12 protein-coding genes are annotated in these 23,385 nt (G+C 73.3%); 8 read left to right on the forward strand and 4 right to left on the reverse strand.

Going from position 1 to position 23,385, the window contains the following annotated elements; translation table 11 throughout:
• Positions 1-44: 44 nt before the first annotated feature.
• The 4 genes from IF129_RS07635 to IF129_RS07650 form a co-directional block, all read right to left on the reverse strand.
• Positions 45-3,956, reverse strand: coding sequence for a non-ribosomal peptide synthetase (locus tag IF129_RS07635; protein WP_191208710.1), 3,912 nt, complete (start codon positions 3,954-3,956; stop codon positions 45-47).
• Between the two features lie 57 nt (positions 3,957-4,013).
• Positions 4,014-10,433 (reverse strand): non-ribosomal peptide synthetase, encoded by a 6,420-nt coding sequence (locus IF129_RS07640; protein WP_191208711.1) that lies wholly within the window; start codon positions 10,431-10,433, stop codon positions 4,014-4,016.
• A gap of 149 nt (positions 10,434-10,582) precedes the next feature.
• Positions 10,583-10,789 carry an MbtH family protein gene (locus IF129_RS07645; RefSeq protein ID WP_191208712.1) on the reverse strand — a complete coding sequence of 69 codons (207 nt, stop codon included), beginning with the start codon at positions 10,787-10,789 and terminating at the stop codon, positions 10,583-10,585.
• A 128-nt stretch (positions 10,790-10,917) separates the two neighbouring features.
• Entirely contained in the window at positions 10,918-11,883 is a 966-nt protein-coding gene (locus IF129_RS07650; protein WP_224754494.1) for an amidinotransferase, read from the reverse strand.
• 699 nt (positions 11,884-12,582) lie between these two features.
• On the opposite strand from IF129_RS07650, the gene IF129_RS07655 reads away from it, so the two are divergent.
• The 8 genes from IF129_RS07655 to IF129_RS26905 all read left to right on the forward strand — a co-directional run.
• Positions 12,583-13,488: a methyltransferase domain-containing protein gene (locus tag IF129_RS07655; protein ID WP_224754495.1), complete on the forward strand. Its 906-nt coding sequence runs from the start codon at positions 12,583-12,585 to the stop codon at positions 13,486-13,488.
• A 51-nt stretch (positions 13,489-13,539) separates the two neighbouring features.
• On the forward strand, positions 13,540-14,031 hold the full coding sequence (locus tag IF129_RS07660) for a VOC family protein (RefSeq protein WP_191208714.1): 492 nt from the start codon (positions 13,540-13,542) through the stop codon (positions 14,029-14,031).
• On the forward strand, positions 14,028-14,978 hold the full coding sequence (locus IF129_RS07665) for a hypothetical protein (RefSeq protein ID WP_191208715.1): 951 nt from the start codon (positions 14,028-14,030) through the stop codon (positions 14,976-14,978). The genes IF129_RS07660 and IF129_RS07665 overlap by 4 nt, the downstream gene beginning before the upstream one ends.
• Positions 14,975-15,877, forward strand: coding sequence for an LLM class flavin-dependent oxidoreductase (locus IF129_RS07670; RefSeq protein WP_318153610.1), 903 nt, complete (start codon positions 14,975-14,977; stop codon positions 15,875-15,877). The genes IF129_RS07665 and IF129_RS07670 overlap by 4 nt, the downstream gene beginning before the upstream one ends.
• On the forward strand, positions 15,874-16,740 hold the full coding sequence (locus IF129_RS07675; RefSeq protein WP_191208716.1) for a PhzF family phenazine biosynthesis protein: 867 nt from the start codon (positions 15,874-15,876) through the stop codon (positions 16,738-16,740). Before IF129_RS07670 ends, IF129_RS07675 begins: the two co-directional genes overlap by 4 nt.
• Positions 16,741-16,761: 21 nt before the next feature.
• Complete coding sequence (locus tag IF129_RS07680; RefSeq protein ID WP_191208717.1) at positions 16,762-18,558, forward strand: gamma-glutamyltransferase family protein; 1,797 nt, start codon at positions 16,762-16,764, stop codon at positions 18,556-18,558.
• 444 nt (positions 18,559-19,002) lie between these two features.
• The gene (locus IF129_RS07685) at positions 19,003-19,740 is read left to right on the forward strand and encodes an AfsR/SARP family transcriptional regulator (RefSeq protein WP_191208718.1); all 738 of its coding nucleotides are present in this window, start codon (positions 19,003-19,005) and stop codon (positions 19,738-19,740) included.
• 676 nt (positions 19,741-20,416) lie between these two features.
• Positions 20,417-23,385 (forward strand): beta-ketoacyl synthase N-terminal-like domain-containing protein (locus IF129_RS26905; RefSeq protein ID WP_318153611.1); only part of this gene is annotated, 2,969 nt, incomplete at its 3' end.

A 23,385-nucleotide genomic window follows, 5' to 3' on the forward strand; every position in this document is an offset into this window, starting at 1 on the left:
GCGGCGGCGCTCCGCCGAGGCCGGGTCGCCGGAGTCCTCGGTCCTCACCCGGCGGGCTCGCGGGTCGGGGAGCTCAGGGCGTCCCGCAGGGCGGGGCCGATCACGGCGAGCCCCTCGGGTCGCATCAGGCGCAGGTGCTCACCGGCCACCGGGACGGTCCGGATCCCGCCGGTGACGTAGGGACGCCACAGCTTCGCCGCTCCGGCGCCCCGGCCGTCGGGCGTGGCCTCGAAGAGCAGCAGCGAACCGTCGAACACCGGTGTGTCCACGTCGGGTTCGTCGAGCAGACGCACGGTGTTCTCCGTGACGGCCAGGAGCACGTCGATCAGCTCCCCCTCCAGCCCGGCGGGTGCGTCCCCGCCGTCGAAGGCCACGGCGCGGACGTCCGGTGGTCCGGAGGTGGCCTCCTGCGGACCGCCGGCCGGCCACGCGTCGATGGCTGCCAGCAGGGCGACGCGGTGGCCCGAGTCGCGCAGCCGTGCGGCGACGGCGTGTGCGGCGGTGCCGCCGAAGGACCAGCCGGTCAGCAGGTACGGCCCCTGGGGTTGTTCGGCGGTGATGAGGGAGCAGTAGTCGGACACCAGCGCGCCGAAGCTCGTCGCGAGCCGGCCCCGGCCGTCGAGACCGCGGGCCTGGACGGCGTACACCGGATGCTCCGCCGGCACGTGCGGGAGCAGTCCGGTGTAGCTCCACCCCAGCCCGCTCCCGGGGTGGAGGCACCACAGAGGGCTGCCGTCGCCGCCGGCGCGCAGCCGCACCAGCGGGTCGAGTGGGCCGCGCGCACTGGGCTGTTCCCGGAGCAGTCCGGCCACCGTCGGCTCCAGGAAGACCTGCTGCGTCGAGACGTCGATGCCGACCGCCTGCCGGGCCGAGCGGATCAGGCGGGGCACCAGGAGGGAGTGGCCGCCCAGTTCGAAGAAGTTGTCCTCGGCGCCGACCTCCCGCACCCCCAGCACCTCGGCGAAGACGCCGCACAGCGCCGTCTCGGCGGGAGTGCGCGGAGCCCGTCGCCCAGGAGGCCGGGCGCTGGACTCCGGCAGCGGCAGTGCGGCCCGGTCGAGTTTGCCGTTCGTGGTGAGCGGCAGTCTGCCGACCGCCAGGACGGCCGACGGCACCATCGCCGCCGGCAGACGTCGGGCGACGGACGTGCGCACGTCGGCCAGGTCCAGCTCCTCGGGCAAGCCCTCCCCGGGGACGACGTAGCCGACGATCCGGCGGTCGCCGGGGGCGGGCTCGTGCACCACCGCCGCACTCGCCGCGACCTGCCGGTGGCCCAGCAACGCGGACTCCACCTCGCCGAGTTCGATCCGGTGCCCCCTGATCTTGACCTGCCCGTCCGCCCGCCCGACGAACTCCAGCCCTCCCCTCGGCAGCCGGCGCACCAGGTCCCCCGTCCGGTACATGCGGGACCCGGGCGGCCCGTACGGGTCCGCCAGGAAGCGTTCCGCGGTCAGGCCCGGCTGCCGCAGGTATCCGCGGGCGACACCGGTACCCGCGACGTACAGCTCGCCCACCACACCCTGCGGAACGAGGCCGAGCACCCCGTCCAGCACGTACAACCGGGCGCCGGGACACGGCCCGCCGATCGGTACCGGGCCGTCGGGGACCGGTGCCCCGAGGGGGAGCGCGAACTCCGCGCAGCTGACGGTCGTCTCGGTCGGTCCGTAGATGTTGCGGATCACCGCGTCCGGATGCCGCAGGCGCCAGCGCTCCACGGTCCGGCCCCGCAGAGGCTCCCCGCCGACGAGCAGGCCCTCGGTGGGGGAAAGGTCGTGCGGCAGCGACTCCAGCAGTTCCAGGTGGCTGGGAGTGATCTGCAGCAGCGCGGGCCGGGGCGTCCCGCTGTGGTCCGTCGCGGTCAGGTCGGTGAGGTGCAGGCAGCCACCGCTGACGAGCGGGAGGTACACGGCGGAGACGGTCAGGTCGAAGGAGATCGACGAGTGGACGAGACTGAGGCCCGACACGCCCGGGTAGACGGCTCGGCCCCGGCGCAGGTAGGCGCCGAGCGCAGCGTGCTCCACGACGACTCCCTTGGGGCGCCCGGTGGAGCCGGAGGTGTGGATCACGTAGGCGGGGTGGTCGGGGAGCAGCGGCCGGACGCGGTCGGCGTCGGTCAGGTCCACGGCGGCCGGGTCGTCCTCGGCCGCGTCCGGGGCGGTCGGGCCCGGGGCGCTGAGCCGGTGGAGATCGGCCACGGTGAGCAGGGGCACGTCCGCCACGCCGATCCGTCCGGCGAGTCCGGCGTCCCCTATCAGCAGGCGGGGCGCGGCCTCCTCCAGCATCAGGGCGATCCGTGCGGGCGGCAGCTCGGTGTCCACCGGGACGTAGGCGGCGCCGGCCTTGAGCACCCCGAGCATCGCGGCGAGGGCGTCCGTCGACCGCGGCAACACGATGGCGACCAGGTCCTCCGGCCCGACGCCCCGCCCGGCCAGCGCACGGGCCAGGCGATTCGTCCGCCGGTTCAGCTCCCGGTAGCCGACAGCCGTACCGCCCTCCACCACGGCGGGCGCGTCGGGAGTGCGGGCGGCCTGCTCCTCGAAGAGGCCGGGCAACGTGGCGGCGCCCTCGCCCGAGGGCACCGGGGCGCCGGTACCGCTCGCGAGCAGCCGCGCCCGCTCGCCGGACGTGAGGAGGGGAAGGCGGCTGATCCGCACGTCGGGGTCGGCTGCCGCCGCCTCCAGCAGCCGGGTCCACCACGTGACGAGGGCGACGGCGGTCGGCGGGTCGAACAGGTCGAGGGCGTAGTCCAGGTTGCCGTCCAGGCCGGCGGGGGCGGTTCCCGCGTTCGGCGCCCGCCCCCTCAGGTGCAGGGCCAGGTCGAACTTGGCACTGCCGCCGTCCACCGGTTCCTCGACGGCGGTCAGACCGGGCAGCCGCGGGGTCCGCTCGGTCGCGTCCTCCAGTACGAGCATCACCTGGAACAGCGGGTTCCGGGCGGCGGACCGCTCGGGACGCAGCACGTCCACGAGCCGCTCGAACGGCAGGTCCTGGTGGGCGTAGGCGTCCAGGTCCACTTCGCGGACGCGCCCGAGGAGTTCGCGGAAGGTCGGATCGCCACCGGCGTCGGTGCGGAGCACCAACGTGTTGACGAACATGCCGATGAGGCCGTCCAGCGCCTCGTCGGTCCGTCCGGCGATCGCCGAGCCGACGGGGATGTCGGTGCCCGCGCCCAGCCGGGTGAGCAGGGCGACCACACCGGTCTGGAGGGCCATGAACAGGCTCGCCTTCTCCTGCCGCGCCAGAGTCAGCAGGCGGCGGTGGGTGTCCGGACCGAGCGAGACCGGTGCCGTGCCGCCCCGATGGGAGGCCACCGGGGGCCGGGGCCGGTCGGCGGGAAGGGCCAGGCAGTCCGGAAGTCCGTCCAGCTGACGCCGCCAGTAGGCGAGTTGTTCGCCGACCAGACTTCTCGGGTCGTCCTCCGCCGCCAGGAGCTCGTTCTGCCACAGCGTGTAGTCGGCGTACTGCACCGGCAACGGGTCCCAGTGCGGCGCGCGGCCCGCTCGGCGGGCCGTGTAGGCGGCAGCCAGCCCGTCCAGCAGGGGGGTGAGCGACCAGCCGTCCGCCGCGATGTGGTGCAACACGACGAGCAGCACGTGCTCCCGTTCGCCCAGCCGGAAGAGGTGCGCGCGCAGGGGGATCTCCGTGGTGAGGTCGAAGACGTGGCCGGCCGCCGTACGCAGCACCCCGCCGAGCTCCGCCTCGCCGCACACGACGACCGGCAGCGGCGGCCGGGCGGAGTCCGCGTCGAGCACGACCTGGTGGGGTCGGCCGTCGGCCTCGGGAAAGACGGTACGGAGGCTCTCGTGGCGCTCCACCACGTCGGCGATCGCCTCGCGGAGCGCGCGGTGGTCCAGTTCCCCGTGCAGCCGGTACGCCAGCGGGATGCGGTATCCGGCGCCGCCGTCCAGCTGGTTGAGGAACCAGACGCGGGACTGTGCGAACGACAAGGGGATCACGGGTTCTCCCTGGAGTGGTCAGGGCGTGTGGAGGTGCGGGCGGGCTCGGTGGGCCGGTCACCGGGGACCGTCCGGTCGGGGCATGCGGTGCAGCGCGGCCCGCCGCGAGCGCGGCGCCTTCTCCAGTCGCTCCGCCAGTCCCGCGACCGTCGGGGCCTCGAACAGGGTGCGCACCTCCATCTCCACGGCCAGGACCGCCCGGACGCGGCCCGCCAAGCGGGTCGCCAGCAGGGAATGGCCGCCGAGGTCGAAGAAGGAGTCGTCGGTGCCGACCCGGTCGAGACCCAGCACCTCGGCGAAGAGCCCGCAGAGGGCCTTCTCACGTTCCGTCCGGGGTTCTCGCCCGGAGGCCGACCGGGAGAAGTCGGGCGCCGGGAGCCGACTGTGGTGCACCTTGCCGCTCACGGTCAGCGGCAGGGCGTCCACGAGCACCACGGCGGACGGCACCATGAAGTCCGGCAGTACCCGGGCGGCGTGGGCCCGCAGCGCGGCCCCGTCGGTACGGGCGCCACGTGCCGGGACGACGTAGGCGGCCAGCCGCTTCCCGCCGGTGGCGTCCTCCCGTACCGCGACGGCCACCTGGGCCACGTCGTCGAGCCGGCCGAGCACCGACTCGACCTCGGCCGGCTCGATCCGGAAGCCACGCACCTTGACCTGGGCATCGGTACGGCCCACGTAGGAGAGCTGACCGTCACGGGTCCACGTCACCAGGTCGCCGGTGCGGTACATGCGCGCTCCCGCCCCGTCGAACGGGTCGGCGACGAATCGCTGGGCGGTCAGTCCCGGCCGGTCCCAGTAGCCGCGGGCCAGGACGTCCCCGGCGATGTACAACTCCCCGGTCACCCCGGGCGGTACGGGTCGCAGCCGCCGGTCCAGGACGTACATCCGGGCGTTGGCGATGGGTCCGCCGACCGGCGCGGTGACGGACCGCCACCGCTCCAGCGCCGCGGGAAGGGTGAACGTGGTGACGAGGTGGGTCTCGGTGGGGCCGTAGAGGTTGTGCAGGCGCCGACCCGGCCGGGCCGCGACGAACTCCCGCACCCGGGGCGTCAGCCGCAGCACCTCACCGCCCTGGCTGAGGTCCCGGAGCGCGGGCAGGTCCAGCCGCTGCTCCAGGGCTGCCTCGCAGATCGCCTCCACCATCACGTTCGGCGCGCACACCTCCTCCACCCGGTGCTCGTCGAGCCAGCGGACGAACGCCGCCGCGTCCCGCCGTACCGCGTCATCGGGCACCGCCAGGGTCTTGCCGGAGGTCAGGGTCTCGATGATCTCCCAGGCGGAGACGTCGAAGCTGATCGCGGAGAACTGGGCGACGGCGCCGCGTCGGGGCCCGGTGTCTCCGGCGGCGAGCCACTCGGCGTGCCACAGCACCAGGTTGACCAGCGGCCCGGCCGTCATCACCACGCCTTTGGGCGTGCCGGTGGAGCCCGAGGTGTGGATCACGTACACCGGGCTGTCCCGGACCAGCGGCGCGGTGCGCTCCTCGTCGGACAGGTTCCCCTCCGGCTGCGCGGCCAGCGCGGCGGCCACGGCCGGCTCGTCCAGGAGGAGGCGCTCGGGGCCTCCCGGCGGCAGCCCCGCAGCCGTCGCGACGGTGCTCACCACGACGGCCGGGCGCACGTCGTCGAGGAGGAAGGTGATCCGCTCGGCCGGGTACCGCGGGTCCAGTGGCAGGTAGGCGGCGCCGGCCTTGAGCGTCGCCCACAGCGCGACGGGCAGGTCGACCGAGCGCGGGACCGCCAGGGCCACCACCGACTCCGGGCCGACACCACGCGCCGTCAGCAGCCGGGCCAACCGGTTCGCCCTGCGGTTCAGCTCGGCGTAGGACAGCGTGCCGTCGGGGGCGGTCACGGCGGGGTGCTGCGGCGTCTCCGCCGCACGGGCCTCGAACAGGTCGGGCAGCGACGCGTCGGGGACGGGGCGGCGGGTGTCGTTCCAGTGCCGGACGACACGGTCGCGTTCGCCGGCGGCCCACAGCTCGTACCGGCTCACCGGCAGGGCGGGGTCGTGCGCCACGCCGTCCAGCAGCCGCAGCAGACGACCCGCCAGGCGCTCGACGGTGGCGTGGTCGAACAGGTCGGCGTTGTACTGCACCGTCCCGCTGAGCCCCGCGGCACCGCGGTCGGCCCGGTCCCGGTCGTCGAACTCGAAGGCCAGGTCGAACGGGGAGGTGTGCGTCTCCACCAACTCCGCGCGGACCTCGACGTCCGGCAGGGTCAGCTCACCCGCGCGGGTGTTCCGCAGCGCCAGCACCACCTGGAAGAGCGGGTGCCAGGCCAGGGAACGGCCGGGTGCGAGTTCGTCCACCAGCAGCTCGAACGGCACGTCCTGGTGCGCGTAGGCGTGCAGGCAGTTCTCCCGCACCCGGCCGAGGAGTTCGGTGAACGGGGGGTCGCCGGAGAGGTCGGTACGCAGGACGAGGGTGTTGGCGAAGAAGCCGACCAGATCCTCCAGCGCGTCGTCGGTGCGTCCGGCCACCGGCGCGCCGACGGGTACGTCGTCCCCCGCGCCGAGCCGGGAGAGCAGCACGGCCAGAGCCGCCTGGAGCACCATGAAGGTACTCGCGCCGTGTGCGTGGGCGAGCTTGTTCAGCGCCTGGCGCAGTTCTTCCGGCACGTACAGGGGCACCGTCCCGCCCCGGTAGGAGGGTGTGCCCGGGCGTGGCCGGTCCGTCGGCAACGGGGTGGCCTGCGGCAGGCCGTCGAGGACGTTCCGCCAGCGGTCGAGCTGGGTCGCCAGGGGGCTGTCCGGGTCGTCCCGTCGGCCCAGCGTGGCTCGCTGCCACAGGGTGAAGTCGGCGTACTGCAGCGGCAACGGCTCCCACCGCGGAGCCTTGCCGGCATGCCGTGCGGCGTACGCGGTGGACAGGTCGCGCAGCAGCAGCTGTTCGGACCAGGCGTCGCCCGCGATGTGGTGGAGCACCAGCAGCAGCACGTGCTCGTCCGCCCCGGTCGTGAACAAGCGGGCGCGCAGCGGGATGTCCGACACCAGGTCGAAGGGCTCGACGGCCGCGCGCGCCAGCACGTCGGCCAGTTCCCCGGCCGCGACGGGTCGTGCCCGCAGCGCCGGCGCCACGGAGTCGACGGGGAGCACCTGCTGGTACGGCTCCCCGTCGACGGTGGGGAAGACCGTGCGTAGCGCCTCGTGCCGGTCGAGCACGTCCGTGAGCGCCGCCCGCAGCGCCGCGATGTCCAGACGTCCCGTCAGGTGCAGGGCGACCGGGTGGTTGTAGGTGGCGCCCGGGCCCTGGAGCTGCCGCAGGAACCACAGCCGCGTCTGGGCGTACGACAGCGGAATCCGGTCGGGCCGCACCGCCGGGGTGGCCGGTTCGACGCGGGCCCGCCCCGTCCCGTCGAGCGACTTCGCCAGTTCGGCGACGGTCGGCGCTTCGTAGACCGCGCGGATGCCGAGTTCCCGGCCGAGCACGGCACGGATGCGGTTGAGCAGCCGGGTGGCCGCCAGGGAGTGACCGCCCAGGGCGAAGAAGCTGTCGTCCACGCCCACGTGGGACAGGCCGAGCACGTCCGCGAAGACGGCGCACAGCCTCTCCTCGACGGGGGTGGCGGGTGACCTCCCCCCGCCGGCCGGAGCGAACGACGGCTTCGGCAGCTCGGCCCGTACGTCGACCTTGCCCTCCGCCGTGACGGGCAGCGACTCCAGGGGGACCACGGCGGCGGGCACGAGGTGCGCCGGCAGGAACTCCGCAGCCTGCCGGCGTACCGCCGCCGGGTCGACGGTCGCGCCGGGCGGGGGAACGACGTACGCGGCCAGGTGGCGCTCACCACGGTCGTCGTCACACACGCGCACCAGAGCCTGCCCGACGCCGTCGCAGCGCGCCAGCGCCGCCTGCACCTCGCCCGGTTCGATGCGGACGCCGCGCACCTTGACCTGGCTGTCCGCCCGTCCGACGAACAGCAGGTCGCCTTCCGGTGTCCAGCGGGCCAGGTCTCCCGTCCGGTACATCCGCGCCCCCGGTGGGCCGAAGGGGTCCGCGACGAACCGTGCGGCCGTCTGACCGGGGCGACCGAGGTAGCCGCGCGCCAGCGCGGCGCCGGCGACGTAGAGTTCACCGACCGCTCCGACGGGCAGCAGCCGCAGCGCGCGGTCCAGCACGTACGTCCTGGTGCCCGGCACCGGGCGGCCGATCGGTGGTGCTTCTCCCGCCTGCCCGGGCAGGCACACCTTCCGGGTCACCTCGACCGTGGTCTCGGTCGGGCCGTAGGCGTTGTGCAGCGGGATGCCCGCGGCGGCGCAGCGGTGGACGAGGTCACCCGCGAGCGTGTCACCGCCGGCCGTCACCAGGCGCAGGTCCGGCAGTTCCTCGGGCCGCAGGGCGCGCAGGGTCGTGGGGGCCAGGTGCGCCACCGTCACCCGGTGACGCGCCAGGAGGCGCTGGAGCGCCTCCGTGTCGATGCGTTCGTCGTCGTCCGCCAGCACCACCGCCGCCCCGGCGGCCAGGGTGACGAGCAGTTCGAGCACGGAGGCGTCGAAGGTGAGCGAGGCGGCGGCCAGCACCCGGTCGTGCGGGACCAGGCCGTAGGCGGGGACGGTGTGACGCACGAAGGCGGCGACGGCGCGGTGTTCGACGACGACGCCCTTGGGGCGTCCCGTCGACCCCGACGTGTGCAGGACGTACGCCGGGTGGGTGGGCAGCAGGGGCGACAGCCGGTCCGCGTCGGTCACCTCCGCGTCCGATCGCTCGGCCGCCTCGGCCGCGACCGCCGGGTCGTCCAGGGTGAGCAGGGACCCCTCGGGCCAGGCGGCCGCCAGCCGCCCGGCGAACTCGGCCGTGGTGACGGCCAGCACGGGCCGGGTGTCGCGCAGCAGGTAGGTGACGCCGTCGTCGGGGTGCGCCGGGTCGATCGGCAGGTAGGCGGCTCCGGACTTGAGCACCGCGAGGACGGCCACCACGGTCGGTGCGGACCGGGGGAGCAGCAGGGCCACGCGTCCGCCCGGCCCGGCGCCTCGGCTGATCAGGGACCGGGCCAGCCGGTTCACCCGCGCCGCCACCTCGCCGTAGGACAGCTGGGCGTCGCGAACGACCACCGCGGGGGCATCCGGATCGCACGCCGCGCCGACTGCGGGCAGCGGGGGCAGCGTGGTCTCCGCAACGGGTGACGCCGGCTCGTTCCGGGTGCGCGGAACGCGGGCCCGGACGCCGCCGGTCAGCAGGTCGGCGCGCCCGACGGGGGTGTCGGGCGACGCGCCGGTGACCCATTCCATCGCCTCGTGCAGCAGCGACGCGCAGGACGCGTGCAGCTGCTCGTCGTACAGTTCGGGGTCCGCGTCGACCGCGAACTGGATGCTGCGGTCGTGGGAGATGTCCCACACGGCGACGGACAGGTCCTGGAACGGGCCGGCCGACAGGTTGCGGGCGGTGGCGGACGCCCCGGCGAAGCTGATGCGGTAGTCGAACGGCATGACGTTGACGGAGACCGACCACGGGGACTCGCCGGGCCGCAGCCCGGCGTCGTGCAGCAGGTCCTCGTACCGGTAGCGCTGGTGGCGCACGGCCTCCTGGACGCGCAGCGCGCACTGCTCCACCAGGCTCCCCACCGACCTGCCCGGGTCCACGGCGACGCGCAGCGGCACGACGTTGGCCGTCATGCCGGGCACCCGCCGCTCCGCGCCGGGCGCACGCCCCGGTACGGCGATCCCGAGCAGCACGTCCGTCTCCCCGGTGGCGCGGCTCACGCCCAGTGCCGTCGCCGCCACGACGAGCCCGGCCAGCCTGGAGCCCAGGGCGGTCGCGGCCGTACGGAGCCGGTCGGCGTGACCGGGCGGCAGATTCCGCAGGTGCCGACGGACGTCCCGGGCCGGCCCGCGCGGCGGCCGTCCACTGAGGCTGACCCCCGCGGGACGGTCGGCGAGCACGCTCCGCCAGTGCTCGCGGTCCGCTCGGAGCGCGGCCGAACCGCGGTAGGCGGCGTCGGCGTCCAGGAGGACCTGGATCGGCTCGAACGGGCTGCCGAGGTCGTCGACGCCCTCGACGAGCCGCGTGTAGAGGTCCGCGACGCGGCCCGCGACGAGGAAGAGGCTGAAGCCGTCGCTGACGAGGTGATGGCCCCCCTGGTACCAGTGGTAGCGGTCGTCGTCCACCCGGAAGAGGGCGTAGCGGGCGAGCGGGTCGGTCAGCGGGTCGCGCGGTCTGCGGAGGTCGGCCCGCATCCACTCCAGGGCCGCGCCCCCCGGATCCTCCCGGTCCCGGAGGTCGATGTGGTGCGGGGTGTGCCGGAGAGACGGATCGACGGCCGCGGTCAGCGCTCCGTCGTCCTCCGAGAAGCGCAGCCGTAGCGCCTGCGCCTCCTGGACGGTCCGCCGCAGCGCCTCGTCGAACAGCGCGATGTCGAGCGGGCCTGCGATGTCCAGGTACTCGCCCACGTTGAGGATCGGGCTGTCCGGATCGAACCGGTGGGCGTACCACAGGCCCCGCTGGCCGGGCATCAGGCCGACGGGCTCGGGACGGCGTTCTGACATCTCACACCCCAAATCAGGCGGCGTCGGCGGCCATGGTCGACGGCCGCGACGGTGCGGGGGCCGGTGCGGCTTCCGCACGGCGGCGGTCACCGCTGTACGGGCCGTGGGCCGCCGGGGCGGGCGTTCGGTCCGCCCCGGTCACGGGTGGTTCAGGACTCGGCGGCGATCAGCCGGGCGGGCCGCATGTCGGTCCAGTGCTCCTCCACGTAGCGCAGGCACGTGTCCCGGTCGTCCTCACCGTGCACCACCAGCCACCCCGTCGGCACGGTGGCGAAGGCCGGCCACAGGGAGTGCTGGCCCTCCTCGTTGCGCAGTACGAGGAACCGCCCCTCGGGGTCGTCGAACGGATTGGTCACGGAAACTCCTTCGGATCAGGCGTCGGAGTGTTCTCCTGCCGGAGTGTGGTCGGCCGCTCGGCGCCGAGGCTGACGGCCCGGTGTTCCGCGGCGGCTGCTCGGGTTCCTCCGGGTCGGCACGACGCGCCTCACCCCAGGTAGGAGTGGAGGCCGCCCCGGCGACGGACGTCCAGCGTGGCGCAGTGGAAGGAGCCCCCGAAGCTGTTGAAGTGGCGGAAGTCGCAGGGGATGGGCGTGAAGCCCCAGTTCTTGAGCGCGGTGATCATCGGCTCGTCCTGACGTTCCACCACCACGCGCTGCTCGTCCAGCATGAGGAGGTTCATGTTGATCCACTTGCTCGTCAGATAGAGCGGGTGGCTGTCGGGGATCACCGGGGCCGGCGCGCGCAGGACGTCCCAGCCCCGGAAGAGGTCCGGTACGCGCCGCACTCGCTCCGGGTGGACGAGCAGCTTGCCGGGGGCCAGCGGCATCAGGGTCGCGTCGATGTGCATGGGGTGCGCGTCGTCGAACTCCATGACGTGGACGCGGTAGCGGTCGCCGAGGTGGCGGCGCAGCCACTCGATGCCGAAGGTGTTGGTGACGTTGCTCCGCTGCGCGATGATGTCCCGGCCGCAGCGGATGAAGTCCGCCGCGTCGAAGGTGGGTTCGAACTCGGTGACGACCAGGCGCGTCGGCTCGTCGTCGCCCGGCTCGGTCCACTCGTGGTCGTAGAGCTCGTCGCGCAGCTCGGGCTTGGGCCCGGCGCTCCACCTCGCGCCGCCGTGGAAGTACTCCTTGAGCAGAGGGCGGTAGGCGAGTGACTCCTGGTACCTGGACCGCCAGGCCATGGGGCACTCGATGATCTCGTCGCCCACCACGAGCAGCGCGTCCCGCGGCATGGCCGCGTACATGCCGGTGCTGGCCCACTCACCGGTGGAGTAGGGGCGGCGCTGGGGCATCCGCTCCGGACGGCGCACGGTGACGCCCTCCCTTTCGAGTATCCGGGCGAACTCCTCCAGTTCCGCTCGGGCGGCCCGGATCAGTTCCCGCGGGAACGGGCGGCCGGCGTGCCGACGGAACGCCTCGCGCCGTCCGACCGGAAGAACGGGTTCCATGGAGAAGTGCCAGGTCGGGAAACTCGCACCATCGACGATGCCGACGATGACTTCCTCAAGCGGGTCCCACTCCGTGTGGGAGCGGACCGGGCCCGCGTCGCGCTGCACATGCCGTGTTCGCTGATGCTGTGTGCCCAACCCGGATTTCTCCGGTACAGGATCATCCCATTCCACTTGATGTTCCTCGCCCAAGAGGTGCACGGAATTCATCGGCCTGAAGCGGAAACCTGGCGGGAGGCGGGAACGTCGGCTGAGTCACTGCCGGAAGGGGCTGGTCAGGCCCTGTCCGTTCACAGTCCCCCGTCTAAACTCCTACGCGTGACAGTTGACTACGATGCATTGCTCCTGGCATCTTCGTCAACCCCGCGGTCGTTGTCGCGAGCAACGCTTGTCGTGGCGACCCGGGATGGGGGAGCATTGCACCGTGGCGGGCTTCCCGCGCCCCGGGACAAACGGGCCCGAGCCCCCGCTCGAAGATCATGCGCAACCGGCCCGGTTCACGAGAGGACCGCGTACTGGCCGGGCAACACCGAGAAACGATCAACGGCTCTCAAGATCCTGTTGGATCGTGGACCTGCGCGACTCAAAACTCTGGGGGAAATCGGTATGACTACCGGTGACGCCGAATCGGCGGTGGCCCGTATCTTCAATGCGTCAGTGGCCGCCTCGGCGGTGAGTGCGGCGTGGGAGATCGGCGCGTTGGACGAGTTATCCGGCCACGGCGTTCTCGACGTCAACAAGTTCGCATCCGAAAGACATCTCGACCCCACGGCGGCACTCGCTCTCTTCCGGGCGTTGGCCGCCGTCGGCATAGTGGAACGTGACGACGTGAAGATCGTTCCTGCCGCCCATTTCGCCGAGGTCTACCGAGCCCGTTCCTTCTTCCACTGGCTCTCCCGGGGGAGCGCCGACCTGTTCCGCCGGATGCCGGAGGTCCTGGTCGCCGAGAACAGGGTGGGGGACTTCCGACGACGGGACAGCGCGGCCATCGCGTACGCCTGCCGGGAGATCAGCACCTTCTGCTACGACCCCTGGTTCCGCAAGGCGGTCGACGGTCTGGACTTCGAGGTCACCGCCGTCGCGGACCTGGGGTGCGGTAGCGGCGAACGCGTGCTGCAACTTCTTCGCCGCTTTCCCACGGCGCGGGGAGTGGGCGTCGACATCGCCCGCCCCGCCCTGACGTCGGCCGCCGACGCGGCCGCCGCGGCCGAACTGGCGGACCGTGTCCTCTTCGTGGAAGCGGACGTGCTCGCGATGGAAGCCCGTGAGGAGTTCCTGGGCGTGGAACTCCTCACCTCCTTCATGATGGGCCACGACTTCTGGCCGCGGCAGAGCTGCGTGGCCACGCTGCAACGGCTGCGCGAGCTGTTTCCGGAGACCCGACGTTTCCTCCTCGGTGACGCCACCCGCACGGTGGGCATTCCGGACGACGAACTGCCGGTGTTCACTCTGGGATTCGAGGTCGCGCACGACCTCATGGGCACCTTTATTCCCACGGTCGCGGACTGGGAGTCCGTCTTCGAGGAAGGCGGCTGGCTCCTGCGCCGCAAGCACACGATCGATCTCGCGGTCGGAGAGGTGATCTTCGAACTGGAACAGCTCTGACCGGAACGGTCCTCACCACGGCCGCACCCACCGGACCGCCGAAGGAGAATCATGAAGGCCCAGCCGGTTCCGCCGGTTCCTCCTCTCCCCCACACGTACCTTCACCACATCGCGGTGCAGACGACCGACCTCGACAACTGCACCACCTGGTACCGCGACTTCCTCGGCTGCCGGCGCACCTGGGCGACGGACCGTTTCTCCGACCTGACGGTGAGCCGCCTGCCGGGCATCGTGCGCATGGCCGAACTGGCCTGCGGAGAAACCCGCTTCCATCTTTTCGAAAGCACGGCCTCGGGTAAAGGCCGGCCCCGCCCGCACGAGACGCAGTTCCAGCACGTCTGCATGGCCGTCGATTCTCCGAAGGCCCTGCGCCGTCAGCGCGAGCACTGGTGGGAACTGGCTCGTTCCGGCAGGTACGCGTTCTCCGTGCCGGACCCGCCCACCGAAATCGTCATGGACGACGACGGAGTGGAGAGCTTCTACTGCCTCGACGTCAACGGCCTGGAGTTCGAGTTCACCCACCTCCCGGTGGGCGCCTCGTGACCCCCGGTTCCGCGGCGGCCCTCGCCCTGCCCGGCACCGGAGGCTGGGACTTCAGCGACTACCCCTACGGCCTGGAGCCGCTGACCCTCCCGCACCCCGGGGAGCCGTACGCCCCGAACGGATGCGTTCGGCACGCCGACGTGCGGCAGGTGTGCCGGGACCTGCGCGCCCGCGCCCAGGAGGGACTCGACGGCCCCCGGCCCGCCGCCGGGTTCACACTGGAGCGGTTGTTCTGGTTCCGCTGGATCACCGGGCACCAGATCTCCTTCGTCATCTGGCGGCTGCTCGCCGACGCGCTGGCCCGGCTCTCCGCGGGAGAGGGCGACCGGGAGGAGCTGTCGGCGGAGATCACCCAGCACGTCCGCGGGTACTGCGGAATGCTGCTCTACACCGGCTCCTGTGATCGCGCCGTCTACAACGGCACCATCCGGCCGAGCATGTACCGCCTGCACAGCACCTTCAGCGGCACGTGGGCCCCCGACTACCCGGCCGTGCGCAGCCTCTTCCGCGGGCGGAAGGTGCCGCCCGTCGCGGCTTCGCAGGTCGACGCGCTGGTGCGGGAGGTGCGCCTCAGCAGCCGCATCCACCTCGGCGTGGCCTCCAAGCTCGTCACCGGAGGGCGCTCCCTCCTCCAGCGGTCCATCGCCGACCGGGACACCGTCCAGCCGCGGATGTGGGGCGCCGTCTTCGACTGCTACTTCCTGACCCTGCGCGCCCCGGTCTCGTCGTCCGAGGTCGCCTCACAGCTCCTGCGCAGGCAGAAGGCCGTCGTGCTGGACCTGATCGCGAACGGCCTCTACCCCGCCGCGGGCAACGACGAGGTCCCGAAGGAACTGCGGCAACCGGACGTCCTCGCGTGTGAGGAGGACCTGACCGAGTCCCTCTTCCGGATCGCCCGCCTGTCCGCCGGGCTGCCCCTCGACCGCGCACGGGCGTCGGCCCGGTGAGCGGGCTGCGACACGGCGTGGTCCTGCTGCCCGAGCACCGATGGGCGCGGGCCCGGGAACTGTGGGCGCGGGCGGAGACCTTCGGATTCGACCACGCGTGGACCTACGACCACCTCATGTGGCGCACCCTGCGCGACAAGCCGTGGTTCGGCACGGTGCCCACGCTCACGGCGGCGGCGACGGCCACGTCGCGCATCCGGCTGGGCACCCTGGTGGCCAGCCCGGCCTTCCGGCATCCGGTGACGTTCGCCAAGGAGCTGACGGCGCTCGACGACATCTCGGGCGGCCGGCTCGTCTGCGGGCTGGGCGCCGGATCGGGCGGCCACGACGAGGAGGTGCTGGGCTCGAAGCCGCTCTCGCCCGCCCGGCGGGCCGAGCGATTCGAGGAGTTCGTCGAGCTGACCGACCGGCTGCTGCGGTCGCCGGTGACGGACTACGCGGGCAGGTACTTCACGGCCGTCGACGCGCGTACCGTCCCCGGCAGCGTGCAGCGGCCGCGGGTGCCGTTCGCCGTCGCCGCCACCGGCCCACGCGGCATGCGCCTGGCGGCCCGGTACGCCGACATCTGGGTGACGGCCGGGCGGCCCGGCTGGGGTGAACCCGAGCGCTACGACAGGGCCCTCCCCCACCTGGCGGGCCAGGTGCGCGCGATGGAGGAGGCGTGCGCCGCCGTCGGACGCGACCCCTCCACGGTGCGTCGCCTGGTGGTGACCGGGGCGATGATCCGCGACGTCTCCGACTCCGTCTCCGCCTACCGGGACGCCTGCGGACTGTTCGAGGCCGCCGGCTTCACCGACGTCGTCCTCCACTGGCCACGCGACGGCTTCCCCTACCAGGGCCGCATCGAGGTGCTGGAGGACATCGCCCACACCGTGCTCGCACCCGGAGGTGCCGCGTGATCCCCTACGAGGTGGTCGACATGTTCACCGACCGCCCCTTCGCCGGCAGCACCCTGGCGGTCGTCCCGGATGCCGACGGCCTGTCCACCGCGTCCATGGGCGCGATCGCCGCGGAGCTGGGCGCCGTGGAGACGGCGTTCGTGCTGCCGGCCACGGCACCGGACGCCACCTACCGGGTCCGGGTGTTCACCCCCACCGCGGAATCCTCCGGGGGAGGCCACTCCTGTGTCGGCACGGCGGCGACGCTGGTACGGGTCGGTGCCGTCCCGGCCGGGCGGGTGGTCCAGGAATGCGGGCCGGCCCGGCACGTACTGACCGCACAGGCCGACCGTGCGACGCTCACCCTCACCGGGCCGGCTCCGGGTGCCGACCTCGACCCGGCACCGCTGCTCGCGGCGGTCGGTCTCGCCGCTGGGGACGCGTCCGGTGGGAAACCCCGCGCCGAAGGCTTCGGAACCCCCTTCGCCTTCCTGCCGGTACGGGAGGCGGCTCTCCTCCGGGCGGAGCCGGACCCGGCCCGGATGGCCGCCGCCGCACTCCCCGCGCTGTGCCTCCTGCACTGGGACGGCTCCCGGCGCACCGCCCGCACCCGGCTCTTCGCACCCGGCTTCGGCATCGCCGAGGACCCGGCGTGCGCACCGGTGGCCGCCGCCCTCGGACTGTGGCTGGCCGGGACCGACCGACTGCCCAATGCGGAGGGCAGCCACACCTACACGCTCCGCCAGGGCGCCGAAGCCGGCCGGCCGGCCCTGCTGACGTGCACGCTCACGGTGTCGAACGGCTCCCCTGCGCAAGCCGCCGTGACAGGCCGTGTGACGGCGGTCGCCCACGGCCGGATCACCGCCCCGCACACCGTCCGGTGACTCTCCAGGGAAGGAACCCCTGTGCCGCTCCGCCCCGAACTGCACGGCACCCACGGCGCCGTCTCCTCCACCCACTGGCTCGCCTCGGCGACGGGAATGGCGATGCTCGACCGCGGCGGCAACGCCTTCGACGCCGCGACGGCCGCCGCCCTCGTCATCCAGGTCGTGGAACCCCACCTCAACGGCCCCGGCGGGGACGCCCCGATCCTGATCCACCACGCGGCGAGCGGCAGGGTGGAGGTCGTCTGCGGGCAGGGTCCGATGCCCGCGGCGGCCACCGCCCACGCCTTCCGGCAACGAGGGCTGGACGCCGTCCCCGGCTCGGGCCTGTTGGCGGCGTGCGTGCCGGGCGCGTTCGGCGCGTGGATGCGGCTCCTGCGTGACCGTGGGCGCCTGCGGGTCGAGGACGTGCTGCTGCCCGCCATCGGGTACGCCGAGGACGGGTATCCGCTGCTGCCCAAGGCCGCCGAGATGATCAGCGTGATGGCTCCGCTGTTCCGGGACGAGTGGACCGAGTCCGGCCGCACCTACCTCGACCACGGCACCGCACCGGCGGCCGGGTCCCGGATGCGCAACCCCGCCCTGGCACGAACGTTCCGACGCATCCTGGCCGAGGCCCGAGCGGCCGGGGCCGACCGCGAGGCCCAGGCCGAGGCCGCACGGGCGGCCTTCTACCAGGGATTCGTCGCCGAGGCCGTGGACCGGTACATGGCCACCGGCTCAGCCGTCGACGCCACGGGCCGAAGGCACGGCGGCCTGCTCACCGGAGAGGATCTGGCCTCGTGGCGGCCACCCGTGGAAACGCCCGCCTCGTTCGACTACCGCGGCCACCTGGTCCACAAGCCCGGACCATGGTCGCAGGGCCCGGTCTTCCTCCAGCAACTGGCGCTCCTGGAGGGCTTCGACCTGACGGCCATGGCGCACGGCAGTGCCGACCACCTGCACACCGTCGTCGAGTCGGCGAAGCTCGCCTACGCCGACCGGGAGGCCTGGTACGGCGACCCGGTCCACGCCGACGTGCCGCTGGCCGCCCTGCTCGACCGCGACTACGCGGCGAAGCGCCGCGAGCTCATCGCCCCCGCCGCGTCCGGAGTGCTGCGTCCGGGCTCACCCGACGGCCGCACCCCGCACGTCCCGACGTGCCTCGACACCCCCTCAGGAGCACCCACCGATCCGGACTGGCTCGCCCAACTGGGCAACGGCATACCCACCGTGCTGCTGCGGACCGCGGCCAAGGGGGACACCACCTGTGTCACCGCCACCGACCGGGAGGGCAACATGGTCGTCTCGACGCCCAGCGGCGGCTGGCTCAAGAGCTCCCCCGTGGTGCCGGGCCTCGGGTTCCCCCTCGGCACGCGCGGACAGATGGCCTGGCTGGTCGAGGGACATCCCAACTCCCTCGCGCCCGGCAAACGCCCGCGCACCACGCTGAGCCCCACCCTCGTCCTCAAGGAGGGGCGCCCCCACCTCGCCTTCGGCACCCCGGGCGGGGACCAGCAGGACCAGTGGACGCTGCACTTCTTCCTCAACCACGTCGACTTCGGCATGCCGCCGCAGCAGGCCACGGAGGCGACCACGTTCCACACCGACCACGTCCCCACCTCGTTCACGCCACGTCAGTCACGGCCGCTCACTCTGGTGGCCGAGCGGGGCTTCGATCCGGCGGTGCTGGAGGAGCTGGGTCGTCGCGGCCACGAGCTTCGCGAGGTCCCGGCGCAGACCCTCGGCAAGGTGTGCGCGACGGGCGTGGACGGTGGTGGCGGCGTGGTCGCCGCGGCCAGTCCGCGCGGGGGCCAGGCATACGCCGTCGTCCGGTGAGCGGGGGCCCGCGACCGGGCCCACGTCGACCGAGCCGCCTCGGAGGTGCCGGCCGCGACAACAGCGAATGCCCCGCCGCAACCGGACTGACGCCGAGGACAGCACGCCGACAAGCGCGGCGTGGCCGCCGCAGTAACCGATCTGTGATGAAGCCCACGTGGCGTGTATGTGTAATGCGGGACAGGCATGTCGGCCACCGGGGAATGTCACACGAAGGATACCGGGGTGACGTATTGCCGCAGTATCCCTAGATCAATGGGGCTTGTCTTCAAGGAAGGCCCAAGTACGCTGTGGCGAGGCTTTCTTGGGCCATCGCAATTCATGGAACACGTGCCCGTCCGGGTACCCCTGAACACTCGCGCAACCGTCCTTCGCCGCAGCTCCGGAGGTGTGACCGTCATCGTCGGCAACGCAGTGACTTTCCATGTTCTCGGCCCTCTGGATGTGTATCTGAACGACCGTCCGGTCCCTCTGGGGTCGGCGCGGCAGAGAGCCGTCCTCTCGACACTCCTTCTTACTCCGGGGCAACCCGTCACCACGGAACAGCTCACCGAAGCCGTATGGCCGGGAAAGGCCCCCGCCCGTACGGCGGCGAATCTGCACAGCTACGTCTCCCATCTCCGCCGTGTCCTGGAACCGCACGGCCCGCCCCGGCAGCGGCACCACCTGTTGCGCCGGGAGCAGGGCGGCTACGTGCTCGCCGGGGACCCCGAGAGCCTGGACGCCGTCCGCTTCGAGCGACTCCTGCACGAGGGCCGCGCGCTGTCGACGGCAGGACGTCACCAGGAGGCGAGCCGGACCTTACGGGAGGCCCTGGCCCTGTGGCGCGGCGGTGCGCACCCGGAGGTGAGCGACTACACGCCCGGTGCCCACGCCGCCGCCCGCTACGAGGAGTTGCGGCTGGTCGCCCTGGAGAGCCTGTGGGAGGCCGAACTGGCCTCGGAGAGCGACGTCTCGGTGCCGACGGCCGACCTGGCGGAGCTCAGCGCCCGCTTTCCCACCCATGAGCGGTTCAGCCTGCTCCTGATGAAGGCGCTCTACCGTTCGGGCCGCCGGGCCGAAGCCATCGACGCCTACCACCGCACACGCCGAACCCTCGCCGAGGACTACGGCATCGACCCCGGTGGGGAACTCCAGGGACTGTTCGGCCGCATCCTCTGCGGAGAGCCGGCCGCCGGCTGAGCCCGACCGCCCGCGCCACCCGCCACTCGCCGCGCGCCGGGAGACGGACGGGCGGCGGGTGGGTCGCGGGTGGCTGCGTGGCCGAAACCAGCAGCCCCGCGACGTCCCCCCGTCATCGCCCGCCCGTCGGCGTCAGCCCCGCCACGGGGCTCCCACCAGGCATTCAAGATGGGCCCATGGTGCCGCCAAGAGGTCCGTGGCAGGGTACGGATCAAGAAGACGGGGGTCGCACACCCGAGCGGACGCGCAGCACGCACGTCGGCCGCCGCTGGTGCGCCGCGGCGCCCCGTCGCGCTTGACGCGAGGCCCCTCGCACGGCCTCGCACTGCCGACGAGACCACACGTCATCCGGGGGAAACGATCATGAACGGCACCGCAAGTCCACACCGCTGAGAGCGCGGCACACGCCAACGTGCCCGGTCCGCGCACCACCCGCCGTGTGGACCACGAAGGCGGACGCCGGTGACCGACCGACCCGGCCGACCGAACGGGCCCCAGGCCCTCCGGTGAGCGGCCCAGCAGGTCGACGGACGTCACCGGGCCGTGCCGCGAGAAGCCCGTTGCCGCACCTCCGCGAGAACACCCGTGTCCACCCACACCCGTGTCCACCGCGCCCGGATCGACGGGAACCGGACGACGCACCCGGTCAACCGGTCGACGAGAAAGCCGAGTAGCCGTGTCGCAGACAACGCCGCGCCCCGCACCGGGCCCGGACACCGCCATCGACCAGCCCGCCCGCACCGTCGCACCGCCCGTCCTCGACGCGCCGCTCGTGCCGCTGGTGGTGTCGGCGCGCACCGAGCCCGCCCTGATCGCCCGGGCCCGGGCCCTCCTCGTCCACTTCGAGGCCGACCCCGACGTCCGGCCCGCCGAGGTGGGGCGGGCACTCGCCGTCGCGCCCGGCGCGACGAGCGACCCGCATCGTGCCGTGCTGCTGGTGGCCGACCGTACGGAGGCGATCCAGGGGCTGCGGGCCCTCGCCGAGGGCGGGTTCGCCCCGCTGCTGTTCCGCTCCCCCACCGGCGCCGCCCGGGTCGGGAAGGCCGTGCACCACCGCCGTGCGGTCCACGTCTTCCCCGGTCAGGGCTCCCAGTGGGCCGGGATGACGCTGGACCTGCTGGCCGCCTCCGAGGTGTTCCGGGCGCGTCTGACCGAGTGCGCCGAGGCCCTGGAGCCGCACGTCACGTGGTCGTTGTTCGACGTGCTGCGCGGGGCCCCGGGGGCGCCGCCGCTGGAGTCGGTCGACGTCGTGCAACCCGTGCTGTTCGCCGTCACGGTGGCCCTGTCCGCACTCTGGCGCGCGTGCGGCGTGGAACCCGCGGCCGTCATCGGGGCCAGCCTCGGTGAGATCACCGCCGCGCAGGTCGCGGGGGCGCTGAGCCTGGAGGACGCCGCGTCCGTCGTGACCGCGTGGAGCCGGATGCAGGCCGACGCCCCGGGCGAGGGGGACCTCGCCTCGGCCCTCCTGTCGCGGTCCGAGTTGGAGCCGTGGCTGCGCGCGGCCCACCGACGCGGGCGGGTGCACTTCGCAGGGGCCAACGGGCCGGCGTCCGTGCTGTTCAGCGGGGAACGCGCGGCCGTGGCGGAACTCGTCGGGGCACTCGGGGCGGCGGGCGTGCGAGCCCGCACACTCGGCAACGGCCTGGCGGCGCACGCCCCCGACCTCGCGGTGGACCCGGGCCCCCTGCTGCGCCGAACCGCCTCGGTCACCGCACGCACGACAACCGTCCCGTTCCACTCCTCCCTGGTCGGGGGCCCCTTCGACACCGCCGGACTCGACGGCGCCCACTGGCACCGCAACATCGTCTCCGAGATCCGCCTCACGGACGCGGTGCGGGCCCTGCCGGGCGCGGAGCACCGCGTGTTCCTGGAGGTCAGCCCGCATCCGGTGGTCCTCGACGGAGTGCAGCAGACCCTCGACGCCCTCGCGGCGGACTCCCCGAAGGGCGCCCTCGGACGGGTCGTCCCGACCCTGCGGCGTGGACAGGACGGAGCCGTCAACCTGCTGACCGGGCTCGCGGAACTGTACGTCGCCGGGTGTGACGCCCGCTGGGCCGCGCTCTTCCCGGAGCACGACGACGCAGCGCCGCCCGACCTGGCGTTCCTGCCCGATCCCGCGGCCCTCGACCCGGCACGTGAGGCCGGAGGCGACGGCGGAGACGGTGGGGAACGAGAGAACGGAGCCACCGGGGAGACGGACTTCCGGACCCGGTTCACCGCGCTGCCCGAAGCTCAGCAGCGCCCCTGGGTCGAGCAGTTGGTGCGCTCGCTGATCGTCACGCTGCGCGGCGGCGCGGACCACGGCGAACTCGGTCGCGCCCGCGTCTCCTTCCGCGACCTCGGCTTCGACTCGGTCACCGGGATCGCCCTGCGCAACAGGCTCGTCGAGGCCACCGGGCTGTCGCTGCCCGTCACCCTGCTGTTCGAACGTCCCACCGTCGGCGCGCTGGTCGACCATCTCTGCGCGCGGCTGGGCCGGGACGTGCACGGGGCCGAGGCCACAGGCCCCGGAGCCGCACCGTCCCGGGCGGCCGCGCCCTCCCCGTCCCCCGGCGCGGACGACCCCGTCGCCATCGTGGGCATGGCCTGCCGTCTCCCCGGCGGCGTGGACACACCCGCCGCGCTGTGGCGGCTGATCACCGAAGGCACTGACGCCGTCACCGACTTCCCCGAGAACCGCGGCTGGGACCTCGACGGGCTCTACGACGCCGACCCCGACCGTCCCGGCACGACCTACGTGCGGCAAGGAGGTTTCCTGCACGACGCGGGGCTGTTCGACGCGGCGTTCTTCGGCATCAGCCCGCGCGAGGCGCTGGCCATGGACCCCCAGCAGCGCATGCTGCTGGAGACGTCCTGGGAGGCGCTGGAGCACGCGGGCATCGATCCCACGGCGCTGCACGGCAGCACCGGCGGCGTCTTCGTCGGTGCGATGAGCCAGGAATACGGCGCCCGGTTGCACGAGGCCGACGCATCGGTGCAGGGGCACGTCCTGACAGGGACGACGGCCGGCGTCCTGTCCGGGCGTCTGGCGTACGTCCTCGGGCTGGAGGGCCCTGCGCTCACCGTGGACACCGCCTGCTCGTCCTCCCTGGTCGCCCTGCACCAGGCCGTGCGTTCGCTGCGCGCCGGAGAGTGCACGATGGCGTTGGCGGGCGGGGCCACGGTCATGGCCGAACCCGGCATGTTCGTGGAGTTCAGCCGACAGCGCGGGCTGGCCCCCGACGGTCGGTGCAAGGCGTTCGCCGCAGCCGCCGACGGGACGGCCTGGGCCGAGGGCGTGGGCGTCCTGGTGCTGGAGCGGTTGTCCGACGCCCGGCGGGCCGGACGACGGGTCCTGGCGGTCGTACGCGGCTCGGCCGTCAATCAGGACGGGGCGAGCAACGGGCTCACCGCACCGAACGGGCTCGCCCAGCAGAAGGTCGTCAGGGCGGCGTTGGCCGACGCGGACCTCACCCCCGACGGCGTGGACGCGGTGGAGGCGCACGGCACGGGCACCCGACTGGGCGACCCGATCGAGGCGCAGGCGCTGCTGGCCACCTACGGGCAGGAGCGTCCCACCGAACGTCCGCTGTGGCTGGGCTCGTTGAAGTCCAACATCGGGCACGCCCAGGCGGCGGCCGGGGTCGCGGGCGTGATGAAGATGGC

Source organism: Streptomyces chumphonensis (assembly GCF_014779715.1).
Lineage (GTDB): Bacteria > Actinomycetota > Actinomycetes > Streptomycetales > Streptomycetaceae > Streptomyces > Streptomyces chumphonensis.

Coding starts and splice junctions, on each gene's coding strand:
- IF129_RS07640 (WP_191208711.1), bottom strand. CDS start 10,433: ATGTCAGAACGCCGTCCCGAGCCCGTCGGCCTGATGCCCGGCCAGCGG.
- IF129_RS07650 (WP_224754494.1), bottom strand. CDS start 11,883: ATGGAACCCGTTCTTCCGGTCGGACGGCGCGAGGCGTTCCGTCGGCAC.
- IF129_RS07660 (WP_191208714.1), top strand. CDS start 13,540: ATGAAGGCCCAGCCGGTTCCGCCGGTTCCTCCTCTCCCCCACACGTAC.